Source organism: Acinetobacter sp. YH12140 (assembly GCF_013418475.1).
Classification (GTDB): domain Bacteria; phylum Pseudomonadota; class Gammaproteobacteria; order Pseudomonadales; family Moraxellaceae; genus Acinetobacter; species Acinetobacter amyesii.
Genome location: NZ_VPBZ01000008.1, coordinates 194476 through 217461 on the forward strand (window position 1 = coordinate 194476; position 22986 = coordinate 217461).

General features: G+C 42.2%; 26 protein-coding genes. 19 read left to right on the forward strand and 7 right to left on the reverse strand.

Annotation, left to right across the window (positions count from 1 at the left end; genetic code table 11):
- Positions 1 to 9: 9 nt before the first annotated feature.
- Together FTU75_RS13395 and purC are read left to right on the forward strand one after the other, a co-directional pair.
- A complete protein-coding gene (locus tag FTU75_RS13395; RefSeq protein ID WP_078193263.1) occupies positions 10 to 615 on the forward strand; it encodes a lipoprotein-34 precursor (NlpB) in 606 nt (201 codons plus the stop codon).
- A 36-nt stretch (positions 616 to 651) separates the two neighbouring features.
- Complete coding sequence (purC, locus tag FTU75_RS13400) at positions 652 to 1371, forward strand: phosphoribosylaminoimidazolesuccinocarboxamide synthase (protein WP_078190626.1); 720 nt, start codon at positions 652 to 654, stop codon at positions 1369 to 1371.
- Positions 1372 to 1708: 337 nt separating this feature from the next.
- Here the strand turns inward: purC and FTU75_RS13405 are convergent, their stop codons facing one another.
- The gene (locus FTU75_RS13405; RefSeq protein ID WP_111885104.1) at positions 1709 to 2980 is read right to left on the reverse strand and encodes a replication-associated recombination protein A; all 1272 of its coding nucleotides are present in this window, start codon (positions 2978 to 2980) and stop codon (positions 1709 to 1711) included.
- 252 nt (positions 2981 to 3232) lie between these two features.
- Here FTU75_RS13405 and FTU75_RS13410 point away from each other — a divergent pair, with 252 nt between their 5' ends.
- Both FTU75_RS13410 and FTU75_RS13415 read left to right on the forward strand, forming a co-directional pair.
- Positions 3233 to 5029 (forward strand): EAL domain-containing protein, encoded by a 1797-nt coding sequence (locus FTU75_RS13410; protein ID WP_180116174.1) that lies wholly within the window; start codon positions 3233 to 3235, stop codon positions 5027 to 5029.
- 20 nt (positions 5030 to 5049) lie between these two features.
- Entirely contained in the window at positions 5050 to 5526 is a 477-nt protein-coding gene (locus FTU75_RS13415; RefSeq protein ID WP_180116175.1) for a DUF523 domain-containing protein, read from the forward strand.
- A 27-nt stretch (positions 5527 to 5553) separates the two neighbouring features.
- Here FTU75_RS13415 and FTU75_RS13420 read toward each other — a convergent pair whose 3' ends face one another.
- Positions 5554 to 6006 carry a YcgN family cysteine cluster protein gene (locus FTU75_RS13420; protein WP_180036044.1) on the reverse strand — a complete coding sequence of 151 codons (453 nt, stop codon included), beginning with the start codon at positions 6004 to 6006 and terminating at the stop codon, positions 5554 to 5556.
- Positions 6007 to 6173: 167 nt separating this feature from the next.
- Here FTU75_RS13420 and FTU75_RS13425 point away from each other — a divergent pair, with 167 nt between their 5' ends.
- Positions 6174 to 6332: a DUF1328 domain-containing protein gene (locus FTU75_RS13425; protein ID WP_005006601.1), complete on the forward strand. Its 159-nt coding sequence runs from the start codon at positions 6174 to 6176 to the stop codon at positions 6330 to 6332.
- A gap of 163 nt (positions 6333 to 6495) precedes the next feature.
- Here FTU75_RS13425 and murJ read toward each other — a convergent pair whose 3' ends face one another.
- Both murJ and ampD read right to left on the reverse strand, forming a co-directional pair.
- The gene (murJ, locus tag FTU75_RS13430) at positions 6496 to 8037 is read right to left on the reverse strand and encodes a murein biosynthesis integral membrane protein MurJ (protein ID WP_180092649.1); all 1542 of its coding nucleotides are present in this window, start codon (positions 8035 to 8037) and stop codon (positions 6496 to 6498) included.
- A gap of 86 nt (positions 8038 to 8123) precedes the next feature.
- Positions 8124 to 8696, reverse strand: coding sequence for a 1,6-anhydro-N-acetylmuramyl-L-alanine amidase AmpD (ampD, locus tag FTU75_RS13435; protein WP_180116176.1), 573 nt, complete (start codon positions 8694 to 8696; stop codon positions 8124 to 8126).
- Positions 8697 to 8894: 198 nt separating this feature from the next.
- Between ampD and nadC the strand changes: the two genes are divergently transcribed.
- Positions 8895 to 9740 carry a carboxylating nicotinate-nucleotide diphosphorylase gene (nadC, locus tag FTU75_RS13440; RefSeq protein WP_180116177.1) on the forward strand — a complete coding sequence of 282 codons (846 nt, stop codon included), beginning with the start codon at positions 8895 to 8897 and terminating at the stop codon, positions 9738 to 9740.
- Positions 9741 to 9812: 72 nt separating this feature from the next.
- Here nadC and FTU75_RS13445 read toward each other — a convergent pair whose 3' ends face one another.
- Together FTU75_RS13445 and rph are read right to left on the reverse strand one after the other, a co-directional pair.
- Complete coding sequence (locus FTU75_RS13445; RefSeq protein ID WP_180116178.1) at positions 9813 to 10058, reverse strand: hypothetical protein; 246 nt, start codon at positions 10056 to 10058, stop codon at positions 9813 to 9815.
- A gap of 150 nt (positions 10059 to 10208) precedes the next feature.
- Positions 10209 to 10925 carry a ribonuclease PH gene (gene rph / locus FTU75_RS13450; protein ID WP_111885099.1) on the reverse strand — a complete coding sequence of 239 codons (717 nt, stop codon included), beginning with the start codon at positions 10923 to 10925 and terminating at the stop codon, positions 10209 to 10211.
- A gap of 176 nt (positions 10926 to 11101) precedes the next feature.
- Here rph and FTU75_RS13455 point away from each other — a divergent pair, with 176 nt between their 5' ends.
- Positions 11102 to 11779 (forward strand): TetR family transcriptional regulator, encoded by a 678-nt coding sequence (locus FTU75_RS13455; protein ID WP_111885098.1) that lies wholly within the window; start codon positions 11102 to 11104, stop codon positions 11777 to 11779.
- A gap of 37 nt (positions 11780 to 11816) precedes the next feature.
- Here the strand turns inward: FTU75_RS13455 and FTU75_RS13460 are convergent, their stop codons facing one another.
- Positions 11817 to 12434, reverse strand: a complete 618-nt coding sequence (locus FTU75_RS13460; RefSeq protein ID WP_180116179.1) for a thiol:disulfide interchange protein DsbA/DsbL — start codon at positions 12432 to 12434, stop codon at positions 11817 to 11819.
- Between the two features lie 182 nt (positions 12435 to 12616).
- Between FTU75_RS13460 and ubiG the strand changes: the two genes are divergently transcribed.
- The 12 genes from ubiG (at position 12617) to ssuC (ending at position 22984) form a co-directional block, all read left to right on the forward strand.
- Positions 12617 to 13327, forward strand: coding sequence for a bifunctional 2-polyprenyl-6-hydroxyphenol methylase/3-demethylubiquinol 3-O-methyltransferase UbiG (gene ubiG / locus FTU75_RS13465; RefSeq protein WP_078190637.1), 711 nt, complete (start codon positions 12617 to 12619; stop codon positions 13325 to 13327).
- Positions 13327 to 14025, forward strand: a complete 699-nt coding sequence (locus FTU75_RS13470; protein WP_078193272.1) for an HAD family hydrolase — start codon at positions 13327 to 13329, stop codon at positions 14023 to 14025. Before ubiG ends, FTU75_RS13470 begins: the two co-directional genes overlap by 1 nt.
- Positions 14026 to 14061: 36 nt before the next feature.
- A complete protein-coding gene (locus FTU75_RS13475) occupies positions 14062 to 14811 on the forward strand; it encodes a YciK family oxidoreductase (RefSeq protein ID WP_078190639.1) in 750 nt (249 codons plus the stop codon).
- A gap of 167 nt (positions 14812 to 14978) precedes the next feature.
- Complete coding sequence (locus FTU75_RS13480) at positions 14979 to 15398, forward strand: hypothetical protein (RefSeq protein WP_111885093.1); 420 nt, start codon at positions 14979 to 14981, stop codon at positions 15396 to 15398.
- 231 nt (positions 15399 to 15629) lie between these two features.
- Complete coding sequence (locus FTU75_RS13485; RefSeq protein WP_180116180.1) at positions 15630 to 15785, forward strand: hypothetical protein; 156 nt, start codon at positions 15630 to 15632, stop codon at positions 15783 to 15785.
- Between the two features lie 311 nt (positions 15786 to 16096).
- Entirely contained in the window at positions 16097 to 16507 is a 411-nt protein-coding gene (locus FTU75_RS13490; RefSeq protein ID WP_078193274.1) for an RcnB family protein, read from the forward strand.
- Between the two features lie 241 nt (positions 16508 to 16748).
- On the forward strand, positions 16749 to 17159 hold the full coding sequence (locus FTU75_RS13495) for an RcnB family protein (RefSeq protein ID WP_180116181.1): 411 nt from the start codon (positions 16749 to 16751) through the stop codon (positions 17157 to 17159).
- A 131-nt stretch (positions 17160 to 17290) separates the two neighbouring features.
- Complete coding sequence (gene argA, locus FTU75_RS13500; RefSeq protein ID WP_111886026.1) at positions 17291 to 18643, forward strand: amino-acid N-acetyltransferase; 1353 nt, start codon at positions 17291 to 17293, stop codon at positions 18641 to 18643.
- 338 nt (positions 18644 to 18981) lie between these two features.
- Complete coding sequence (locus FTU75_RS13505; protein ID WP_180024668.1) at positions 18982 to 19944, forward strand: sulfonate ABC transporter substrate-binding protein; 963 nt, start codon at positions 18982 to 18984, stop codon at positions 19942 to 19944.
- A 26-nt stretch (positions 19945 to 19970) separates the two neighbouring features.
- On the forward strand, positions 19971 to 20960 hold the full coding sequence (locus FTU75_RS13510) for an aliphatic sulfonate ABC transporter substrate-binding protein (RefSeq protein WP_180116182.1): 990 nt from the start codon (positions 19971 to 19973) through the stop codon (positions 20958 to 20960).
- A 33-nt stretch (positions 20961 to 20993) separates the two neighbouring features.
- Positions 20994 to 22169 carry an FMNH2-dependent alkanesulfonate monooxygenase gene (gene ssuD, locus FTU75_RS13515; protein ID WP_180116183.1) on the forward strand — a complete coding sequence of 392 codons (1176 nt, stop codon included), beginning with the start codon at positions 20994 to 20996 and terminating at the stop codon, positions 22167 to 22169.
- The gene (gene ssuC / locus FTU75_RS13520) at positions 22169 to 22984 is read left to right on the forward strand and encodes an aliphatic sulfonate ABC transporter permease SsuC (protein WP_180116184.1); all 816 of its coding nucleotides are present in this window, start codon (positions 22169 to 22171) and stop codon (positions 22982 to 22984) included. The genes ssuD and ssuC overlap by 1 nt, the downstream gene beginning before the upstream one ends.
- The last annotated feature ends 2 nt before the right edge of the window (positions 22985 to 22986 follow it).

Genomic DNA, 22986 nt, shown 5'->3' on the forward strand with positions numbered 1-22986 from the left:
GCAAACATCATGCAATTACGTTTAGGACTTAGCCTGGCACTTTCAGTATTTACATTAGCCGGTTGTAGTTCACTTGCCTTTAATAATGGCACACTGGACTATAAACAAACCACAGATGTTGAACCGCTGAAATACCCTGAAGGGTCAATGGTTCGTCCTGCAACGCCTTTGTATCCTGCTCCATCAGTTGACCCGCTAGCAATTGAGCATGCACCAAAGCTTGAAAATAAGCGTGGCAATCGCTATGCCCTTCCGCGTCCAGCCGCGGAAAAAAATAATGTCGTTGCAGATTCCTCAACAGACAGTACAAATATTAGCCGCCCTCAACTATTGGTGGATGGAAATCAAAATCCACTGATCAAAGTTGAAGGAAATTCTGCTACAATTTGGCAATACACACTTGCTACCCTCAGCAGCCTTAACCATACCATTGTTGGTCAGAGCAAAAACCGTTACGAAGTAACCGTCAAGGTCGATCAGCAGACCTATGTCTTAAGACTTTCTTCTGTAGGTTCAAGCAATAACATCGCTGTGTTCAATGCCGATAACAGTTTTGCAGACAAAGAAAAAGCTGCAGATCTGTTAGCTCAGATTTACCAAAATTGGCCAGCCTAGTCGTACTAGGCATTTTTTCTCGAAAAAGGTTCCCTCATGTTAAAACAAACCTTGCTCTATACTGGTAAAGCGAAATCTGTTTATGAAACAGATAGTTCTGACCACCTCATCCTAGTTTTCCGTGACGATGCTTCTGCATTCAACGGTGAAAAAATTGAACAACTGGATCGCAAAGGTAAGGTGAACAACCGTTTTAACGCCTTTATCATGGAAAAATTGGCTGCGGCTGGTATCGAAACTCATTTCGAAAAACTTCTTTCTCCAACTGAAGTTTTAGTGAAAAAATTGACTATGGTTCCTGTAGAGTGCGTAATCCGTAACTATGCAGCAGGTTCACTTTGCCGTCGTTTAGGCGTTGAAGAAGGTAAAGAACTTACTCCGCCAACTTTCGAATTGTTCTTCAAAGACGATGCGTTAGGCGACCCAATGGTGAATGAATCACAAGCGATTGCATTAGGTTGGGCGACTGCAGAACAACTCGCTCAAATGAAAGAATTGACTTACAAAGTAAACGAAGTACTTAAAGGTCTATTCGATGCAGGCAACATGCTGCTTGTTGACTTTAAACTTGAATTTGGTGTGTTCCACGACCGTATCGTACTGGGTGACGAATTCTCTCCAGACGGCTGCCGTCTATGGGACAAAGACACTAAGAAAAAACTCGACAAAGACCGTTTCCGTCAAGGTTTAGGCGGTGTAGTTGAAGCTTATGAAGAAGTTGCTGCACGTTTAGGTATCGACCTTTCTGATATCTAAATCGTCCATCGATTATAAAAACCGAGCTCTTTAGCTCGGTTTTTTAATGAAATATTACTCGATTAATCCATGATCGAAAAAACAAATGTTAACCATAAAAATCCTCTGTTTCACATTTACCCACGTTCACACTAAGATAGCTACATATCAGGCAGCACCAGGATCTATACTTCTCCAATGTGTATGCCGACCAGATTTTCCATCTACCCTCTAGGATGTATCTCCCCCAAAGACATCCTATTTTTTCAGCCCAGCTCGCCTTGAGTTGGGCTTTTTTTTGCATGAAATAGACATAAAAAAAGGGCGCCGAAGCGCCTTAGCATTATGATCATTCAAATCATTGTTGCTGTTGTTGCATCCAACGTCGTTGCTGCAAACGCTCACCTTCAACTTCACGTTTATTACGTGCAGACTCATACAGCTTAGTGCCTTTCAGTTCAGGCGGCATATAATCCTGCATGACAAAATGTTCAGGATAATTATGTGGATATAAATAGTCCACGCCATAGCCTTGCTCTTTCATCAATTTGGTTGGTGCATTTCTCAAATGCAATGGCACGGGTAGATTCGAGGTTTTTTCTGCCAAATCTAAGGCTTTGTTGATGGCCAAATAAGTACTGTTACTTTTAGCACTGGTTGCCAAATACACCGCACATTGCCCCAAAATGATTCGACATTCAGGCATACCAATTGCCTGCACAGATCGGAAACATTCTCCAGCCAACAGTAAAGCATTTGGATTTGAGTTGCCAATATCTTCAGATGCCGCAATCAACATACGACGGGCAATAAAAACAGGATCTTCACCACCTTTGAGCATTCGAGCCATCCAATACAAAGCGGCATCTGGATCACTGCCTCGAATCGACTTAATAAAAGCCGAAACTAGATCATAATGCTGTTCGCCCGATTTGTCATAGCGTGCAATATTTTGCTGCGCAACTTTGACTACCACCGCATTGTTAATGATATTTTCTAAGTCTGGCTCAAACGTACTGGCGATTAAATCTAAAAGATTTAATGCTTTACGAGCATCACCTGCGGCAAATTGAAATAAAGCTTCATATTCTTCGATTTGAATATAACGCTCTTTTAAAAACGAATCTTGCTGAATGGCTTGATCTAATAAGCGCTGAATTGCGTCATTATCCAGAGCATTTAAGGTATACACCTGACAACGCGACAATAAGGCATTATTAACTTCAAATGAAGGGTTTTCTGTGGTTGCACCAATCAGGGTAATTTTGCCCTTTTCAACTGCATTCAGTAAGGCATCTTGTTGTGACTTATTAAAGCGATGAATTTCATCAATAAACACCACAGGTGTCAATAAATCTCCACCATCGGCGATGATTTCACGTAACTCTTTCACCCCAGTATTGAGCGCAGATAAACTAATAAATGGTCGGTCAACGGCCTGCGCTAACAACAATGCAATTGTGGTTTTACCTACACCCGGAGGTCCCCAAAAAATAATCGATGGCAAATGCCCTTGGTCAATCATCTGGCGTAACGGTGCATCTTCACCTAAAAGGTGATCTTGTCCAATAATTTGAGATAAATCATGAGGACGCATGCGTTCAGGAAGAGGAATTTGGCTGTCTGACATCTTATTATTTCGTTTCCGGCAATTGGGGACGTTTTTTCTATTCTAACACTGCCTTGGCAGAATCTTTGCTTTATTCGGTATTCAATTTAGGAGGGTGGTTTAATGTCGTTATTTAATTATCTTGCATGTAAAAAAGCTTAGGCGAATGTTAACTATAATGTAACAAGACATCCTAGCCCTTATTGATCAAATTAAAGTATCATCGGCAAGATATCCCATTTTAGACTTGCCTGACCCAATTGGACAGATTGTATGAAGCAATCAACAAAGCAAAAGCGAATCGTTCAAGTTCAACAAGGCATTGATCTACCTATAAATTTATTTCAAAAAATGCCCCAAGCCAAGAATATACAATTACAACATAATCAATGCGCTGAATTACGAGAAAAACTGAATAGTCGTAATCAAATGTTAGATGCTAGTGTCGACTGTATAAAATTATTAAGTCTAGACGGTCAAATTCTGCATATGAACCGCGCGGGATGTTTAGCTCTGGGCGTATCTCCAACTGAAACTGAGTTTGGTATGTCTTGGCATAAATTACTGCCTGAAGAAGTCCGTGACGCGTGTTTGAATGCTTTTGCCGAAGCCAAAGATGGCAAAATATCTCGCTTTGTCGGCATGAGCCAAGTAGCAGATGAACCCTTGGCTTATTGGGATAATATGCTCAGCCCAGTATTCAACGAATATGGCCAAGTCAAAGAAATTCTCTGTGTATCACGTGATATTACGATACAGCGACTTGCAGAAAATAAACTTCAACGCATCATTGAACGAGATGATTTAACAGGTTTATTAAACCGCCGTGCGTTTAGTCGAGTATTTAAAAGCCAATTAAAAGTGGCGCGAGAACATCAGCAACAACTGGGTTTGTTATTAATCGATCTAGATTATTTTAAGCATATTAACGACACCTTAGGTCATAGTGCAGGAGACCATTTACTGCATACCCTTGGGCAGCGTTTTCAGCAATGTTTTGATACAAATATTGTAGTTTCACGTTTAGGTGGCGATGAATTTGCCATTTCTATTCCAAATTTAAAATCGCAACAACAATTACAGAATTTTGCCAGCATCGCCTGTCAGCAAATGGACATGCCCATTTTCTATAATGGGCAAAGTATCAATATTGGTATGAGTATTGGCTGTGCGATCTACCCTCGCGATGCACAAAATACCTCCAATTTACTTAAATGTGCTGATATTGCGCTAAATGATTTAAAAAGCAGTGGTCGTGGTGGTGTACGAATGTTCAACCATACTATGTTCAAAACCCTTGAAAATACTACTCGCCAATTAACGCTTGCACGCAGCTTGATTAAGTCCAATCAAATTATTCCGTTTTATCAACCCAAAGTTCGTCTGTCTGACAGTCAAGTTATCGGCTTTGAAGCGTTGTTACGTTGGTATGATAAAGACCAACAATTACAATTACCTTCTCAAATTTTTGCTGCATTTCAAGATTATGAATTGGCTTCACGCATTAGTGAAACAATGCAAATTAAAATCTTTCAAGATATTCAAAAATGGATTGAACTTGGACTGCAACCGCTACCGATTTCAATAAATGCTGCACCTGTCGAATTTTTACGTGATGACTATGCGGAAAAATTACTGAATCGCTTAAAGCAGTTTGGTATCTCACCAGACATTATTGAGGTCGAAATTACCGAGCAAAGCCTGTCAGAACGTGGCTCAAATTATGTGATTCGCGCTCTCCATTTATTAAAAGAGCATGGCATACACATTTCTTTAGATGATTTTGGTACAGGTCATTCATCATTAACACGTTTGAGTAATTACCCTGTCGACTGTATTAAGATAGACCGTAATTTTGTGGAACGCATGCATACCGACTGTTCAGCACTTGCCATTGTCAAAGCGATTACACAAATTGGTGCGAGTGTTTCCCTGAATATACTAGTCGAAGGTATAGAGAAACCGGAACAGGTCGATACATTAAAAGAATGTAATTGTCATACTGGACAAGGTTTTTACTTTTATCGTCCGCTCAGTTATGACCATGCGATGGAACTTTTGAGTCACTAAAACTTGTGGAGCAAGACACGATGACACTGAAGTATTTAGTCAGTGCCTGTCTGGCAGGCCAACCCGTTCGTTATGATGCCAAATCAAATACACAACAAGCGATTTGCCAACTGATGCAGACTCACCAAGTCATTACGGCCTGCCCAGAAATGATGGGCGGCCTGAGCTGTCCACGTTTTCCTGCAGAAATTCAAAATGGTCAAGCCACTGATGTGCTCAATGGTACAGCTCAAGTTAAAGATGTTTTGGGGACAGACGTTAGTGCTGAATTTATTGCGGGTGCTCAACGAATGTTAGAATTGGCCCAATTTCACAAAGTTGATGTTGTTGTCTTGAAAGATCGCAGCCCGTCTTGCGGCAGCCATTATATTTATGACGGCAGCTTTACCCGTACGAAAATTGAAGGCTATGGGGTAACCACAGCACTCCTCAAACAGCACGGTTTTCAGGTTCTGTCAGAACAAGACTTTCTGGCTATGATACAAGATCAACTCTAGATCCAAAATTGAGCGTATCTGTGTCCTTTAGCGTACCCAACGCACAATATAATCTTCAATATCGTCAGGGTTGACGTCTTCTTCACTGATGCAACGCCCTGCGGCAGACTTTCGTGCCTTCAAAATACTGTCACGATTTCCCGTCACTAGATGATGCCAACGTGGTAAATCTTTACCCTCAGAAATTCTACGATAAGCACAGCTCGGTGGTAGCCAATGAAATTGGTGAATCTGATGTGGCGTCAGCTGTATACAGTCTGGAACATGTGATTGACGATTTGGATAATCGGAGCAAGATGCCTTTTCACAATCTAAAAGTTTGCATGCCACTTTGGTGTAGGCAACCTCATGAGTATCTTCATCTTCAAGCTTAATTAAACAGCAAAGCCCGCAACCATCACAGAGTGACTCCCACTCCAAATGGGTGAGTTCAGTCAAAGCATGCTTTTTCCAAAAATGTGGGCGTAGAGTATCGGTCATCTTCTCGCTCGCAACAAAGGTGGCAGGCATATTAACTGAACCTGCACATTAATTCTTTGTTTAAGTTACCGAATATTGAACATTAAATAAACAAAAGACTACATAGTAGGTTTTTTTAGCCTCTTATAATGGGCATACAGAATAAAAAATCACATGGAGATAAAACTATGTTCCGCTGGGCTATTATTTTCGCTGTAATTGCATTGATTGCTAGTCTGCTAGGTTTTGGTGGTGTGGCAGGCTTATCCAAAGACTTTGCTGTTATTCTTTTGGTTATTGCAGTCATACTTGCAATTGTTGGTTTCCTCTCTCGAGGAAAAGTTTAGGCGACGGATTGTATGTCGTTTTAAACTACAAATTACCCCTCTTAGACTCATGGATAAGAAACGTACGTTTTTATCATCTTGAGTGTCAATGAAAAAAATAAGAGCCTATGTGCTCTTATTTTTTTACATCCACGTAAACTTACTACGTTGTGTGGTTTTAGCTTTATGGTTTTAAATGACGTGGTCTAAAGCCTGTTGCAATTAAGGCGATACCATAAGCAGCAACACCAATCACACATAAGATGATCACTTCCGCGACACGCATCCACGCAGATACATCACCGTTGTACCATGTTAAGCCATACCACAGAGCAGCAATCATCACAGCATTGGCTATCGCAAACTGAATCACCAACTTTTTCCAATGCGCACCAAAACGGAAAATATTGCGCTTATGTAAATAAAAATACAGCATCCCTGCATTTACTAATGCGGAACCAGAGGATGCCAATGCCAAGGCCATATGCTCAGCATGCCAATCAATCAGTTTAAAGAATCCAATAAACACCACATTAAGAATGGCATTGGCTGCGACCGCCATTAAACCTACACGTACTGGAGTTTTGGTATCTTGTTGCGCATAAAACCCTGGTGCAAACACTTTAATGAGCATGAATGAAATCACACCGGCACTCATACATTGCAATGCCAATGCGGTCATCTGTGTATCTTCAAAGCTAAATTGACCACGTTCAAATAAGGCCTGAATAATAGGTGTAGAGAGCATGAAAAGCGCAATACTGGCAGGCACACCCACCAAGATAATGACCTTAGCTGCCCAATCAATCATACGGCGGAATTTGTCCTGATCTTGTTCAGCATGGCGTGCAGACAATGACGGTAAAATCACGGTACCAATAGCTACCCCAATCAAACCTAAAGGTAGCTCGGTCATACGTTCAGCACTATATAGCCATGATACTGAACCATCTTGCATAAAAGACGCCCAAATGGTGTTCAACAGTAGGTTGATCTGCGTCACTGAGACACCAAACAGTGCTGGCAGCATCAACTTCATGATCCGATCAACACCTTCGTGTTTGAAGTCTACTTTGGGTGGAATCAGTAATTTTTTACGCCACAGCTCTGGAATCTGAATCGCCAATTGCAAGAATCCTGCTGCGACAACAGACCAACCCAAAGCCATAATTGGCTCAGCCATATAAGGGGTTAACCACAGCGCACCGGCAATCATCGCGACATTGAGTAACACTGGAGCGAACGCAGGTGTACTGAATGAGCCATAACTGTTCAAAATACTGCTGGCAAATGCCGTTAGGGACATAAACAGTAAGTAAGGAATCGTTAGGCGGAACATATCGGTAGCTAACGCAAACTTGTCTGCATCACCATGGAAACCCGGTGCATAGATATAAATAATCGCGGGTGCCGCCACCATCGCGATGAACGTCAAACTAGTCATCACCAGACCTAAACAGCCAAAAACACGGCTAATCAGAATCTGGACTTCGGCATGGGTTCGACTGGTTTTATATTCAGTCAATACAGGAATAAAGGCTTGTGAAAATGCCCCTTCTGCGAATAAGCGCCTAAAAAAGTTAGGAATACGAAAGGCAACCACGAAGGTATCGAAGTCTTTACCTGCACCAAATACATTTAACAGGACAATATCCCGTACCAGTCCCAATACACGGGACAACATAGTCATTGCACTGACAATGACTGTCGAACGCCAAAGCGCCATCGGTATTTCTCACTTTTGAAAGTGCGCCTATTGTAATGAAACTCGTCAAGGAATTTCATTGGTTTATTAAACGCAGTATGTATTGTTTATTTGTTTTTAAAATGATGCAGCTGTTGACGAAAAGCGTTCCACTCAAAAAATGGACCTGGATCTGTTTTACGTCCCGGTGCAATATCTGAGTGTCCGGCGATATGTTGTTGAATTTTAGGATAAGCCTGTTGTAAACACGCCACGACCTCGGTCAGCACGGCATATTGTGCAGCTTCAAAAGGTAAATCATCACTTCCTTCGAGTTCGATGCCTATCGAATAATCATTACATTCTTTTTGTGCTAAATAGGTTGAGCGACCTGCATGCCAAGCTCGATCATTAAAATTGACAAACTGTAGAACTTCGCCTGTGCGCAGGATCAATAAATGTGTCGATACTTGCATCCCTTCAATAGTTTGAAAATAAGGATGTTTCGACCAATCCAACTGATTTTGGAAAAATTGTTCGATATAACCACCGCCGAACTGAGAAGGTGGCAAACTAATATTATGAATGACGACAAGCTGAATTTCGGTATCTTCAGGACGCTGGTTAAAATTCGGTGATGGAATTTGACGCGCACCTAGCAATTGCCCATCCTGCACCTGAAATGTTATTGCTTGTGACATAAAAAAATCCTGTGTCTAAGCCGGCCTGCAATGCTGCAGATCAAAACGCCGAGCCCTACTTGAAAGTTTTAATGCTAAAACTTTCACATTGAAATCTCAATTCAAGTCTGTGAAAGGAGTTAAAAATCGCTCATTTTTAAGGAACAATGCTAATATAACGCGCACATTTTCCTGGGTTAAAAAGATACGGAACTTCTTATGAGCATATCGCAATCTTTGCTTGAACAATCAATCCAAATCAATATTCAACACGCACTACAAGAAGATATTGGCGAAGGCGATATTACAGCCCTGTTAACTCCAGAAGATGAACAAGCCACTGCAACGATTATCAGCCGTGAAGAGATGATCTTGGCGGGTCAGCCTTGGGTTAATGCACTCATTCAGGCTTACGATGCCGCTGTCCAAGTCACTTGGTTGAAACATGATGGTGACCGTGTTGCCGCAGGCGAAGCCTTTTTAAAACTCGCAGGTTCTGCGCGTAGTTTACTCACGGTTGAGCGTCCAGCCTTAAATTTTATACAAACATTATCTGCAGTAGCGACTAAAACTGCTGCCTATGTCCATCAGCTTGAAGGTTTGAATACTCGTTTACTCGATACCCGTAAAACCTTACCAGGCCTACGTATTGCACAAAAATATGCAGTTGCTGTCGGAGGTGGTCAAAACCATCGCTTAGGTTTATTTGATGCGTTTTTAATTAAAGAAAATCACATCATGGCAGCAGGTGGCATTAGCCAAGCTATTGCTAAAGCGCATACCATTGCTCCGGGTAAACCCGTTGAAGTGGAAGTAGAAACTTGGGACGAACTCAACCAAGCGTTGGAAGCAGGTGCGGATATTGTGATGTTGGATAACTTTAGTCAGCAACAAATGATTGATGCCGTCAAACATGTGAATGGTCGCTGCAAACTTGAAGCCTCAGGCAATATCACTATTGCAAATTTACGTGAAGTGGCAACGACAGGGGTCGATTATATTTCGATGGGTGTGCTTACCAAAGATGTCACAGCGATTGATTTATCGATGCGCTTTAATGCCTAAGCTCTAGGCTTACTCTAAACATAAATAAAGGGTGCTGTCGCACCCTTTTTTCTGCTTAACCTCTAGCATGACTTAATCATCATCTTGCTGTTGTTTTGAACTTCGTCGAGCTTCATCTTCATGCTCGGAGTCCTTTTCATGCTCCGCATCGTCTTCATGCTGCTCGCGCTCATCTTGATCATCGTCCTGATCTTTTGAGTTTTCACTTTGTTCAGAAAAACGACCACCTTCTCGCTCTTGAACCTGATTTCCCAAAAAATCACAACCACTGATCAAAAATACGGTGAATAAAGAACAATACATCATCCAATTTTTCATTTTTAGTCCTTCAAAGCATCCTGATTCTATTAATTTGAGTCAAAGGCACGCTACTGAATAGCCGATTCTTGTTGGATTTTCTATATTCAGCGCATAAAAAAACGCATCCGAAGATGCGTTCTTTATTCAGTTTAAACTGAATCAAACAACTTACCAACCCAAAGCTTCTTGTTGTTTCTTAATTAACTCTTGAATGCCTTTTTCAGCCAATTCAAGCATTTCATTACACTGTGCACGCGTAAATGGTTTGTCTTCAGCTGTGCCTTGAAGTTCAATGAACTCACCTGCTTGTGTCATGACCACATTTAAGTCAGTTTGGCAGTTTGAATCTTCTTCATAGCAAAGATCAAGTAATGCTTCATCTTGATACATACCTACAGAAACAGCTGCAACTAAGCCTTTAAGCGGATCTTGTTTGATTTTTTTATTTTCAAGCAAGACATTCATCGCATCGACCAAAGCAACAGCTGCACCTGTGATTGATGCTGTGCGTGTACCGCCATCTGCTTGAATCACATCACAGTCGATGCTAATTGTATTTTCACCCAATTTTTTCAAATCAACCATGGCACGTAAGCTACGACCGATCAAACGTTGGATTTCTTGTGTACGACCACTTTGTTTACCACGTGCTGCTTCACGGTCACTACGGGTATGTGTAGAACGTGGAAGCATGCCGTATTCCGCAGTTACCCAGCCTTGACCTTTCCCTTTAAGGAAACGTGGCACTGAGTTGTCTACACTTGCAGTACAAAGAACTTTTGTATGACCAAATTCAACCAATACAGAACCTTCCGCATAACGTGTGTAGTTACGGGTAATTTTTACTTCACGTAATTGATCTAATGCTCGTTGGTCGATACGCATGATGAGTCCTTAATCTGACAAAATTGATTGCGGTACATTATAACAGAAGGTACAGCCAGATTCGGGACGCATTCGTGTGCATTTACAAAATCCATTCAACCAAGTTTTGATAGGACCGTCGTACGTCATCAGGAAATTTGTTAGACTGAAGCCACGCAATATTCAGGACGAATTGCATGTCGATACGGGAAGAACGTAAGCAACAAAGTCGTAAAGCTATCCTTGATGCAGCGCTTGCATTGAGTACCACAGGCCGTTCTTTTAGCAGTCTGAGCTTACGCGAAATTTCCCGTCATGTTGGCTTGGTCCCCGCTGCATTTTATCGCCATTTTCAAGATATGGACGAACTCGGTTTGGAACTAGTCGACCAAATGGCCCTGCACCTTCGGAATGTCCTCAATCAACTGAGTCAGCAATGCTTTCAAGCACCAGATGCACGCACACGACAAAGTCTGGATTATTTATTTCATGCCGTTGAGCAATTTCCTGAGGCATGGATGTTTCTTATTGCTGAACGTTGGGGTGGTTCAGCATTCTTAAGACAAGCCATTACTCGTGAGTTTAATTTTCTCAGTACCGATTTGGCCCATGCACTGGCTCAAGTTGAAGCGACTCAACATATTCAATCCGAACAAGACCTCAAAGTATTGGGACAAATTTTGTTTGAATTGGCCTTAAGTTGGGCAATGCAGTGGATTGACTTACATCGACATATTGACCTTCCACAACGTACTGATGCGCTACAACAATTTCGCCGCCAAGCTCAGACTCAAGTTCAGCTCTTATTTCGTGGCATCTTACATTGGGATCGATCTTTGGCTCAAATCTCTGATCCACAAAATTTATCGCCATAAAAAAGCCGCATCGAGTGCGGCTTTTTCAAAACATCTGTTATTTCGCTTTACGTTCTTTATCAACAAGGAATTTCACGATTTCAACGGTACGTGCATCTTCACCTTGTACGATGTATTTACCATTGACGGTAATCGCAGGCACGCCGCTCAATTGATATTGAGCCGCTAAGCTTTTCGCTTGAGCAATTTTTGAAGACACAGCAAATGATTTAAATGTGCTGTTAAATTTCGCTTCAGGAACACCATAACGGGTGTAGAACTTAGCAAATGCGCCTTGTTCTAAGATATTTTTTTGACCCACATGAATGTCATGGAACAATTGTAAATGTGCTTTTTGACGAACACCCAGTGCTTCCGATGCATAGTAAGCACGCGCGCCTTGTTCCCAAAGTGGATTCATTGCTGCAGGTGTACGGACAAAACGTACATCTTTAGGCAATTGCTTTAACCACGTTTGCATATGCGGTTCTAATTTAAAGCAATGTGGGCAACCGTACCAAAAGAACTCACGAACTTCGATTTTACCCGGACGTTCGACTTTAATCGGTTTTGGAATAACTGTGTAATCAGTCCCCGCGACAAATTGCGCTGCCATCGCACTGCCAGAAAAAGCCAAAATAGCTGTTGTAATCGTGCCTAAAAGGAATTTTTTCATTGAACTTATCGTCCTCAAAATCATTATGATTAGTTTATGGCAACACTATAAATCAAATCTGTCGATTTCGTTTTCATTCTGTGAACTTTTTTAAGGCTTTTATCGCTTTTTTTTCAGGACGCGCTACACTAACTCCCATAAACTTTTTTCTAAAATATAAAGACTTGATTGAGGTGCAACCGATGTCGCAATTGAATGTTGATCCACAAGAAATTGCCAAATTTGAAGCTTTCGCAGCCATATGGTGGGATCAGCATTCTGAGTTCCGCCCTTTGCACATGATTAATCCCCTGCGTTTGAACTGGATTGATGAGCATTCAAATGGTATCACTGGCAAGAAAGTATTAGATGTAGGCTGTGGCGGCGGTATTTTAGCTGAAAGCATGGCACGTCGTGGCGCACAAGTATTGGGTATCGACATGGGCGAAGCGCCATTAAATGTTGCACGCCTACATGCCGAGCAAGAAAATGTGCAAAATATTGAATATCGCCAAGTGCCTGTAGAGCAATTGGCAGAAGAACAAGCAGGTCAATATGACGTCGTTACCTGTATGGAAATGCTCGAACATGTACCTGATCCAGCATCAATTATTTTAGCCTGTCAAAAACTGGTAAAACCGGGTGGTCATGTATTCTTCTCGACCATTAACCGTAATCCTAAAGCGTATTTGTTTGCGATTATTGGTGCGGAATATGTTTTACGTATGTTGGCGAAAGGCACTCATGATTATTCCAAGTTTATTAAACCTTCAGAATTAGCTCATGATATTCGTCAAGCCGAGTTAAAACTCAAAGATATGACAGGTTTACATTATAACCCGATCACCAAACGCTATTGGCTCGCACCCAATGTGGATGTGAACTACATGGTTCATACGGTGAAAGAAGCCTAATGAAAGCTGTACTCTTTGATCTTGACGGTACACTGATTGATACCGCGGCTGATTTTATTCGTATTATTCAAGACATGTGCCGTGACAAAGGCATTGCGGTGGTCAGTGCAGAAGACATTCGTGTACAAGTATCTGAAGGCGCGCGTGCGATGGTCAAACTGGTCTATCCAGAGTTAGACGTTGAAGATCCTGTCTTTCTGGCACATCGTCAACGCTTTCTAGATCTGTATGGTGCTGATATTGCAGTTGATACCGATCTGTTTGAAGGCATGTATCCACTACTCGCAGAGTTAGAACAACATCAAATTCCGTGGGGCATTGTCACCAATAAGCCGCGTTCACTCAGTGAAGCGTTGCTCAAAGCGTTGAATTTGACTGAGCGCTGCTCGGTATTGGTTTGCCCAGACGATGTCAGTAAAACCAAGCCAGACCCAGAGCCGATGTATTTAGCAGCCAAGCATATTCATCTAGATGCTCAAGACTGTATCTATGTCGGTGATCATCCACGTGATATCGATGCCGGTCGTAATGCGCAGATGTACACAATTCTAGCGGCTTATGGCTATTTACCTTTACAACACAAAGATGACTTAACAGCTTGGCATGCAGATTGTATAGTGAAGACTGTTGCTGAATTGCATGAAGTCATTCATGATTTGGTCATCAAACCGAAAACGCTCAACACTGCGACTTTATAACGATAGAACACAACACAATAAAACGAGGAGGTACGGATGAAATATTCAGAATATCAACCTCGCCCCGATCTGCTTAAAGATCGCATTATCCTGATTACAGGTGCGGGCGATGGTATTGGCCGTGCGGCTGCCCTCAGTTATGCCTTACATGGCGCAACCGTGGTCTTACATGGACGCACACTGAATAAACTAGAAGTGATTTACGATGAAATTGAAGGATTGGGTGCCCCCCAACCGGCGATTTTACCGCTACAACTGTCTAGTGCCTCTCCTCGTGACTATGAGCTATTGGTCGACACCTTAGAAAAGCAATTTGGTCGCCTAGACGGCATTTTGCATAATGCAGGGATCTTGGGTGAGCGAACTGAACTAGAACATTATCCTGTGGATGTTTGGGATGATGTTATGGCGGTGAACCTTCGTGCGCCCTTTGTACTGACTCAAGAGCTGATGCCACTATTGCAAAAATCTGAGCATGCCTCAGTGGTCTTTGCCAGTTCGGGTGTGGGACGTGAAGCCCGTGAACGTTGGGGCGCGTACTCGGTCTCAAAAATTGCCATTGAAGCCGTGAGTACATTGTTCGCCAAAGAAAATGAGCATCCCAATATTCGTTTTAACTGCATTAATCCCGGTGCGACACGTACTGCCATGCGTGCAAAGGCGTATCCAGACGAAGATCCAAAAACTTTGCCTACGCCTGAAAGCATCATGCCTGCATATTTATATTTAATGGGTGACGACAGCTTGCATTTAACCGGTGCCAGCATAGATGCCCAAGATGAATAAGCTTAAAGCCAATTTAAAAAAGGAAGCGCGAGCTTCCTTTTTATGTATTGAATGCCTACAAGACATCATTAACCGACTGATTTCGCGGTGTCCACGCGAAAGTCGACTTGAGTTTTTAGCAAATTTGCCGATACTTGAGGCATTCTTTAAAAACATTGGATTGATACATGTCTGACTTTAGCAATATTACAGTGACTCCAACTGAGGATGGCATGGTTAACCTACTGGTCGATGGTCAACCGATTTCAGCAAAATATGGCATGAAATTCGACCCGAGTATCGTGGACGATTTAAAAGGCTTAGATGTCGGTCAAAATGCAAAATTATTTGAACAATTTATTTTTTCGCATACTGACTTAAACTTTGAGCATGCCTATTTCTATGTCACTTGCATTCAAAAGCAAGAAGCAGGCTTTCAAGTGATCACTAACTTTGTTTATCGCATCATTGCGCAAGATCAAGCACCGTTTGAGCATGTGATTACCAAACAAGGTGCAGCAATGACACCTGAAGATATTAATGAATTTATTCAAGCTCATATTCAAAAATCATTAACGGATTATACCGACCTGAAATACGCATACTAATTACGTTCCAAGTGACACATTTAGAACTAAAAAGGGCCATTTGATGCCCTTTTTTAAACTCTTAGATTAGCATTTGAAATTCAACAAGCTTTGATCAATAGACAGCTTCATTACCCAACTTTCCATTAATCGTATTTTTAAATTATTTTTATAATAATATTCGGTTTTTCAAATTAAGTATAAAAGCATAGACTGTTGGCCATGACATAGACCGACGGCAAGGAGACCCAAATGGCTGATCAAAAACGCAAAATTGAAACCATTCGTTCAATTGAAAACTTACAACTGACTGAAAATTTGATCTCTGCAATGGACGATGCCGAGCAAGCTGAATATGTGGCTCAAGCAATTTATTCACTCCAATGCCTAAACGAGCAGTGGTACTAAAACCCGAAGTTACTCAACATTTTCAGTCTTTCATCTCTCCCCTCATTTGCCTGTCAAGACTTGATGGGCGTTTTTGATCGTGCTTACAATAGACCTCAAATTTAATCAAAGCTGAATTGCAAGGATAAAAAGCGCGCATTATCGGACCATCTCTTCCAAGATGGAAAGATTGTTCTCAGCACGAAATTTATCGCATAATATCCGCAATCTCTTCGTTTTATTTAAAGAAATATTCATCTTTCTTCACAGTTTCTCTGCATTTAATGCGTACAGTAGTGATATTGAAGATAAATTACTCATGAGGGTTGAACATGAAAAAGATTTTGCCAATTTTGGCTATTTCTTTCAGTGCTTTAATAGCAAGCAGCATCACGTCTGCAGCGCCTCACTTCAAGAACGATGAACGTGGCTTTGATGGCCCACGCGGCAATGCATATGGTCAAATGAAAAAAGATCGTGATTTCCGTGGTTATCAGGACGATGACGATCTTGAAGATCGACGCCGTATGCGTGAACAACGTGGAGTCAAACGTTTGCAACAACATAAATGGCAAACGGGCTATGTGATGCCACAGCATTATCGTGGTAATGGTTATAAAGTCGATTATAAAGACCATAACTTACCTAAACCATCGCGTAATCAGCAATGGTATAAAATCAATAATGACTATATATTGGTCAACTCAGATAGTAACAGTATTCTGAAAATTTTAGGTATGTAAGCCGTTTTGAATTTAATTTCGCCATATTTTAAAGCCCAGATCAACTCTGGGCTTTTTTTATGAGGTTTTTTTAATGTTTAACCGCAAAAGCTGATGCTGCCTAGCGTTCAGATCATTTACACACCTTCAAATTTCCTCCATACATTTCACAATTCAACTATATTGCCCCCACGCTTTCTCTGAACTTTCTCGCTAATTTTGAATCATCAAAAAACAGATTAGAAATGTATAGAGGTGTCCCATGAACAAAATCGTATCGAGTTTAGTTCTTTCCGTATCGGCTTTGATGGCAACAACAGCAGCCATTGCTGCGCCAGACCATCGTCAAGATGACCGCCGTTACCATCCGTCATACCAACATCAAGACAACCGTTGGAACAAAGATCACCGTCCGAGCAATTGGAATAATAACAACCGTTATGACAATAATCGCTACGACCGTAATGACTTTCGTCGTGTAAATCCAAGCCGCGATTGGCGTGTTGGTCAAAGCTTTCCTCGTTATTTCGATTCAAGCCGCTACAAAGTGAGTGATCGTGAAGCGCGCCGCTTACCGAACACCGGTCGTTATCAACAATGGTACAAAATCAATGGTGACTACGTGCTAGTCAATGATCGTACCGATCGCATCATTCGCATTAAGAATGGCTAATCATTCGACGATCTCTTAAATCCCTTTCCCAACACCTGAACACTGTTCAGGTGTTTTTTTATATTTGCTTTCCGCTGCCATATGTTTTTGTTTAGAATCATCCATACCAAAGCGAATAAACAGGCATAGGCATGCAAACGAATATCACTGAACCATCTTCCAGCACAACCTTACAGTATGTGCATTGGTTCCGTCATTCTGCACCCTATATTAATGCGCATCGCAACAAAACCTTTGTCATCATGTTTGATGGTGAAGCGCTGCAACATGAAAATTTTCAACATATTATTCACGATATTGCCTTATTACACTCGCTTGGTATTCGTCTAATTTTGGTGCATGGTGCCCGTCCGCAAATCAATCATAATTTACAAAGCAGCGGCATCCAGACACCATTTCATCATCATCGTCGCATCACCACTCGCGAATCTTTACCTGCTGTGATGAATGCTGTTGGCTCCATTCGTCTGCAAATTGAAGCCCTCCTATCTATGGGTTTAGCCAACTCACCGATGTACGGCGCGCGTATTGATGTGGTCTCAGGTAATTTGGTCACGGCAAAACCGTATGGCATTCGTGACGGTATCGATTTTCAACTGTCTGGTGAAGTTCGTTCCGTCGATATTGATGCGATTCAACGTCATTTAGAGAGCCAAAACATTGTGGTGCTTGGGCCGACAGGTTATTCCACTACAGGTGAAGTGTTTAATTTATTGGCTGAAGAAGTTGCGACCAAAACCGCGATCAGTTTAAAAGCGGATAAGTTAATTTTCTTGGGCAAACAACACGGTTTGCACAATGAACATGGGCAGCTACAACGCGAAATTACACCTCATCAACTTGATCAGCATATTTTGCAATATCAAGATTCTAACCCCGATATTGCCCTGCATTTAAGCGTTGCCAAAGATGCCTCCCTACAAGGCGTGCACCGTGTTCATCTTATTTCCTATGCTTATGATGGCGCATTGATCGAAGAATTGTTCACGCGTGACGGTTCTGGCACCATGATCACTGATGCGCATTATGAAGAAGTGCGTACTGCCGATATTCAAGATGTGGGTGGCTTAATCAATCTGTTACGCCCTCTCGAACAAGAAGGTATCTTGGTTTATCGCTCACGCGAACGCCTGGAAAATGAAATTGGACAATTTGCAGTGATTGAACGTGACGGTACGATTTTGGCTTGCGCTGCGTTATATCCGATTCCTGTCACAGGGAATGAAAAACGCTCTGCTGAAATCGCATGTGTGGCTGTGCATCCGGGTTATCGAAAATCGAATCGTGGCAGCCAAATTTTGCATTATTTAGAAGAAAAAGCGCGAGATTTAGGTATTGAACAATTGTTTATTTTGACCACACGAACAGCGCATTGGTTCCTTGAACAAGGTTTTGAACAAGTCAGTGTCGATGACTTACCGAATGCCCGTCAGGCCTTATACAACTACCAAAGAAACTCATTGGTTTGTAAAAAGTCACTTTAAAGTGGCTTTTTTTATGTGCTGAATAGCATTATTTTGCATAAGGTTATGCCGAATCCATTGGCTACACCCTCAAATCACTTTGCAAGCCACAGAATAACCATATCTGCCATTCAAATAACCCAAATAAATAAAATAATTTCAACAACTTAAAACAATACATTGAAACATTATATGTTTTTATAAAATCATATTTTTTCATAACTTTTGCTGATTTTTATTTATCTTTTTTCCTGATTTTAAATTTAAGTTTTCTTATTTTTTTCGAAAAAGAAAACTCTTTAGCTTATGTGTTTATAAATCAACAGTTCTGCACATTTAGACCTTTATAGGAGCAACACATGCGTACTCACAAAGCAAAACTTTGGACAAAAACACTTGTACTGTCTACAGCGGTTGTGGGTGCCATGATGATGTCGGGCTGTGGCAAAAAAGAGGCTGAAGAAAATGTCACCTTAAATATTGGTTTCCAAAAATATGGCTTATTGCCAATTTTAAAAGAACGCGGAACCTTAGAAACAGCCTTAAAAAGCCAAGGTGTAAATATCAAATGGGTGGAATTTCCTGCGGGTCCACAGCTGCTTGAAGGCCTCAATGTGGGCAGCGTGTCATTTGGTGAAGTCGGTGAAGCACCGCCTATCTTTGCTCAAGCCGCTCAAACCGATTTGGTTTACATTGCCAACCAACCTGCTGTTCCAAAAGCTGAAGCGTTAATTGTGCAAAAAGATTCGGCTATTCACAGTATTCAGGATTTAAAAGGTAAACGTGTGGCCTTAAACAAAGGCTCAAACGTGCATTACCTGTTGCTCAAGTTGTTGGAAGCCAATCAGCTTAAATTTAGCGACATCAATGTCGTGTATTTACCGCCTGCCGATGCACGAGCTGCCTTTGAAAAAGGTGCAGTCGATGCATGGGTAATTTGGGACCCGTTCCTTTCTGCCGCTGAGCATCAACTTAATGCTCGCACCATTGCCAATGGCGAAAACTTGGTGAAGAACTACCAGTTCTATTTGGCCGATCGTAAATTTGCTCAGGAAAATCCAAAAGTGCTGCAAGCTGTGGTGAATGAGTTGAATTTGACCACGCAATGGGTCTCAAAAAATCAAGACGAAGCGGCCAAGTTACTCGAAGGCAAAACCGGCTTAGGTCTGGATGTACTTAAAACATCAATTTCTCGCTTAGGCAATCAAGTGACGCCGATTACTGCACAAGTGGCGCAAGAGCAGCAGCAAGTCGCTGATGCGTTTTATAACGAAAAATTAATTCCCAATAAATTAAATATTGAGTCGGCCATTATCAAATAAGCCGACCACAGCATAAGGGCGATGCCATGCGTATTCTAAGAACATTTTCCATACTGACTTTAACCACTTTGGGCCTTGGACTCAGTGCCTGCCAAAAACAAGAAACAGCACAGCAGGATCGTGAAAAACCAGCTGAAACAGCCGTAAAAACCTTGGTTATTGGTTTTCAAAAATCAGCCTTAAATTTGCTGGTTGCCCGTGAACAAAAGCTCTTTGAACAACAATTTCCCGGCGCTCACATTGAGTGGAAGGAATTCCCTGCTGGCCCACAAATGTTAGAAGCCCTTGCCGTCGGTGCAGTGGATTATGGCTATGTCGGCAACACCCCGCCTATTTTTGCCCAAGCTGCCAATAAAGACCTGAATTATATTGGCTATGAAGTGGTGCCTGAACAGTCGCTTGCTGTCGTGATTCCAGCGGATAGCTCAATCAAAACCATTCAAGAATTACGTGGCAAACGCGTTGCTGTACAAAAAGGCTCGAGTGCGCATGAGTTATTAGCCAAAACTTTAGAAAAAGCCGGTTTGACTTGGAATGACATTCAACCGATTTGGATTCCACCAGCAGATGCACGTGCCGCATTTGATAAAAAATCAATTGATGCATGGGCCATTTGGGACCCGTTTTTATCTGCAGCGGAGTTGGATGCTCAGGCTAAAGTGCTGATTCAATCTGGTGATTTTCCAAAGACCTATTCATTTTATGTAGCAAATCCAAAAGTCGTTCAAGCGCACCCTGATGCCCCAGCTAAATTTTTAAAGGCCCTAGACGCTTCCGATCAGTGGATTGTGAAGAACCAAAATGTGGCTTTAGAGATTTATCAAAACAGCACTGGGCTGCAAAAGAATATTGCTGCGCAAGCCTTTTCTCGCCGGTCTAAACCATCTCCTGTGCGCCCACTGACACCCGAGGTCATACAAGCACAGCAAAATATTGCGGACTTATTTAAACAAGTCCAACTGATTCCAAACAACATTCAAGTCCAAAAGCAAGTTTGGACACCTTCATCACATTGATACCCGAGCCATCAAAAATACAAGGAACTGAACATGAAAATTTTCTGGTTTATCCCTACCCACGGTGACAGTCGCTACTTAGGAACAAGTAAAGGTGCACGCCAAGTCGATCATGCCTACATGAAGCAAATTGCGGTAGCGGTGGATAATCTTGGCTATGAAGGCGTTCTGATTCCGACAGGTCGTTCATGTGAAGATCCATGGCTTACAGCTGCAAGCTTGATTGATGCCACTAAAAATCTAAAATTTCTAGTCGCGCTACGCCCAGGGGTGACAACGCCTGCACTGACTGCACGTATGGCTGCAACATTTGACCGTTTATCTGGCGGTCGTATCTTACTGAATTTAGTTACAGGCGGTGATGAGCAAGAACTCAAGGGTGATGGTGTCTATGAAGATCACGCAACGCGTTACCAAACTGCTGCGGAATACACCACAATTTGGCGTGAAATTTTAACCCGTTCACATACTGGTGAAAGCTATACCTTCCATGGCGAACGCCTGAGTGTGGACGACGCAAAATTACTTTATCCACCGGTACAAAAACCGTATCCACCACTATGGTTTGGCGGTTCTTCAGAGGCAGCTGTTGAACTGGCAACGGATCAAGTTGACACCTATTTAACTTGGGGTGAGCCACCTGCTGCGGTAAAAGAAAAAATTGCTGTGGTGCGTGAAAAAGCCAAAGCCAAAGGACGTGAACTGAATTATGGCATTCGTTTACATGTCATTGTGCGCGAAACCAATGAAGAAGCATGGAAAGCAGCAGAAGAGCTGATCCAATATGTCGACGATGCCACCATTGCAGCCGCGCAAGCCAAGTTCAAAACCATGGACTCTGTTGGTCAACGCCGTATGGCTGAACTGCACAATGGCGACCGTAGCAAATTAGAAGTATCGCCAAACTTATGGGCAGGTGTTGGATTGGTTCGTGGTGGTGCAGGTACGGCACTCGTTGGTGATCCTGAAACTGTAGCCGCACGTATCCAAGAATATGCCGATCTCGGGATTAATACCTTTATTTTCTCTGGTTACCCACACCTTGAAGAGTCGATCCGTTTTGCAGAATTGGTGTTCCCATTACTGCCATTGGAAACACGTCAAAAATTGGTTCAACCTAACTTAACCGGCCCATTTGGTGAGATCGTCGCGAACAACTACACCCCAGATGAAAATAAAAAAGCTGAAAAGATTCAGGAGCCGGCCTAATGTCCAAAACTGTTTCTGTTGAAACCTTCAAAGCACCGAAGGTTTCACGTGGAACACAACTCGGGCAGCGTTTGCTGCCTTGGTTGTTTCCTATTGCATTAATTATCGTGTGGCAAATTGCCTCTGTTACAGGGCTGTTAGAAAGTCGTATTTTGCCTGCGCCAAGTGCGGTGGTGGTGGCCTTTTGGAACTTAATGATCAGTGGTGAACTGTGGAAGCATGTTCAAATCAGTGCGGGTCGTGCTTTGGTTGGGCTTTTAGTCGGTGGTGGATTAGGTCTTTTTTTAGGGCTGCTGAATGGTTCATCCAAAACAGCATCGACGCTACTCGATACCACGCTGCAAATGATCCGTAACATTCCTGCTCTTGCCCTGATTCCATTGGTGATTTTATGGTTTGGGATCGATGAATCGGCCAAGCTTTTTTTAGTCGCTATTGGCGTATTCTTTCCCATTTATATCAATACCTATCACGGTATTCGTTCTGTAGACCCTCAACTGATTGAAATGGGCAAAAGCTACGGTTTGAGTGGCTGGCAACTGTATAAAGAAATCATTCTGCCGGGGGCGATGCCGTCTATTTTGGTTGGTCTGCGTTTTTCACTCGGTCTCGTTTGGGTTCTGTTGATTGTGGCAGAAACCATTTCTGCACAAGCCGGCATCGGTTATATGACCATGAACGCACGCGAATTTCTACAAACCGATATCGTCTTGGTCGGGATTTTATTGTATGCCCTACTCGGTAAATTAGCCGATGTACTGGCTGTTGCCTTAGAAAAATATTTACTCCGTTGGCACTCGGGTTACCAAAAATAAGG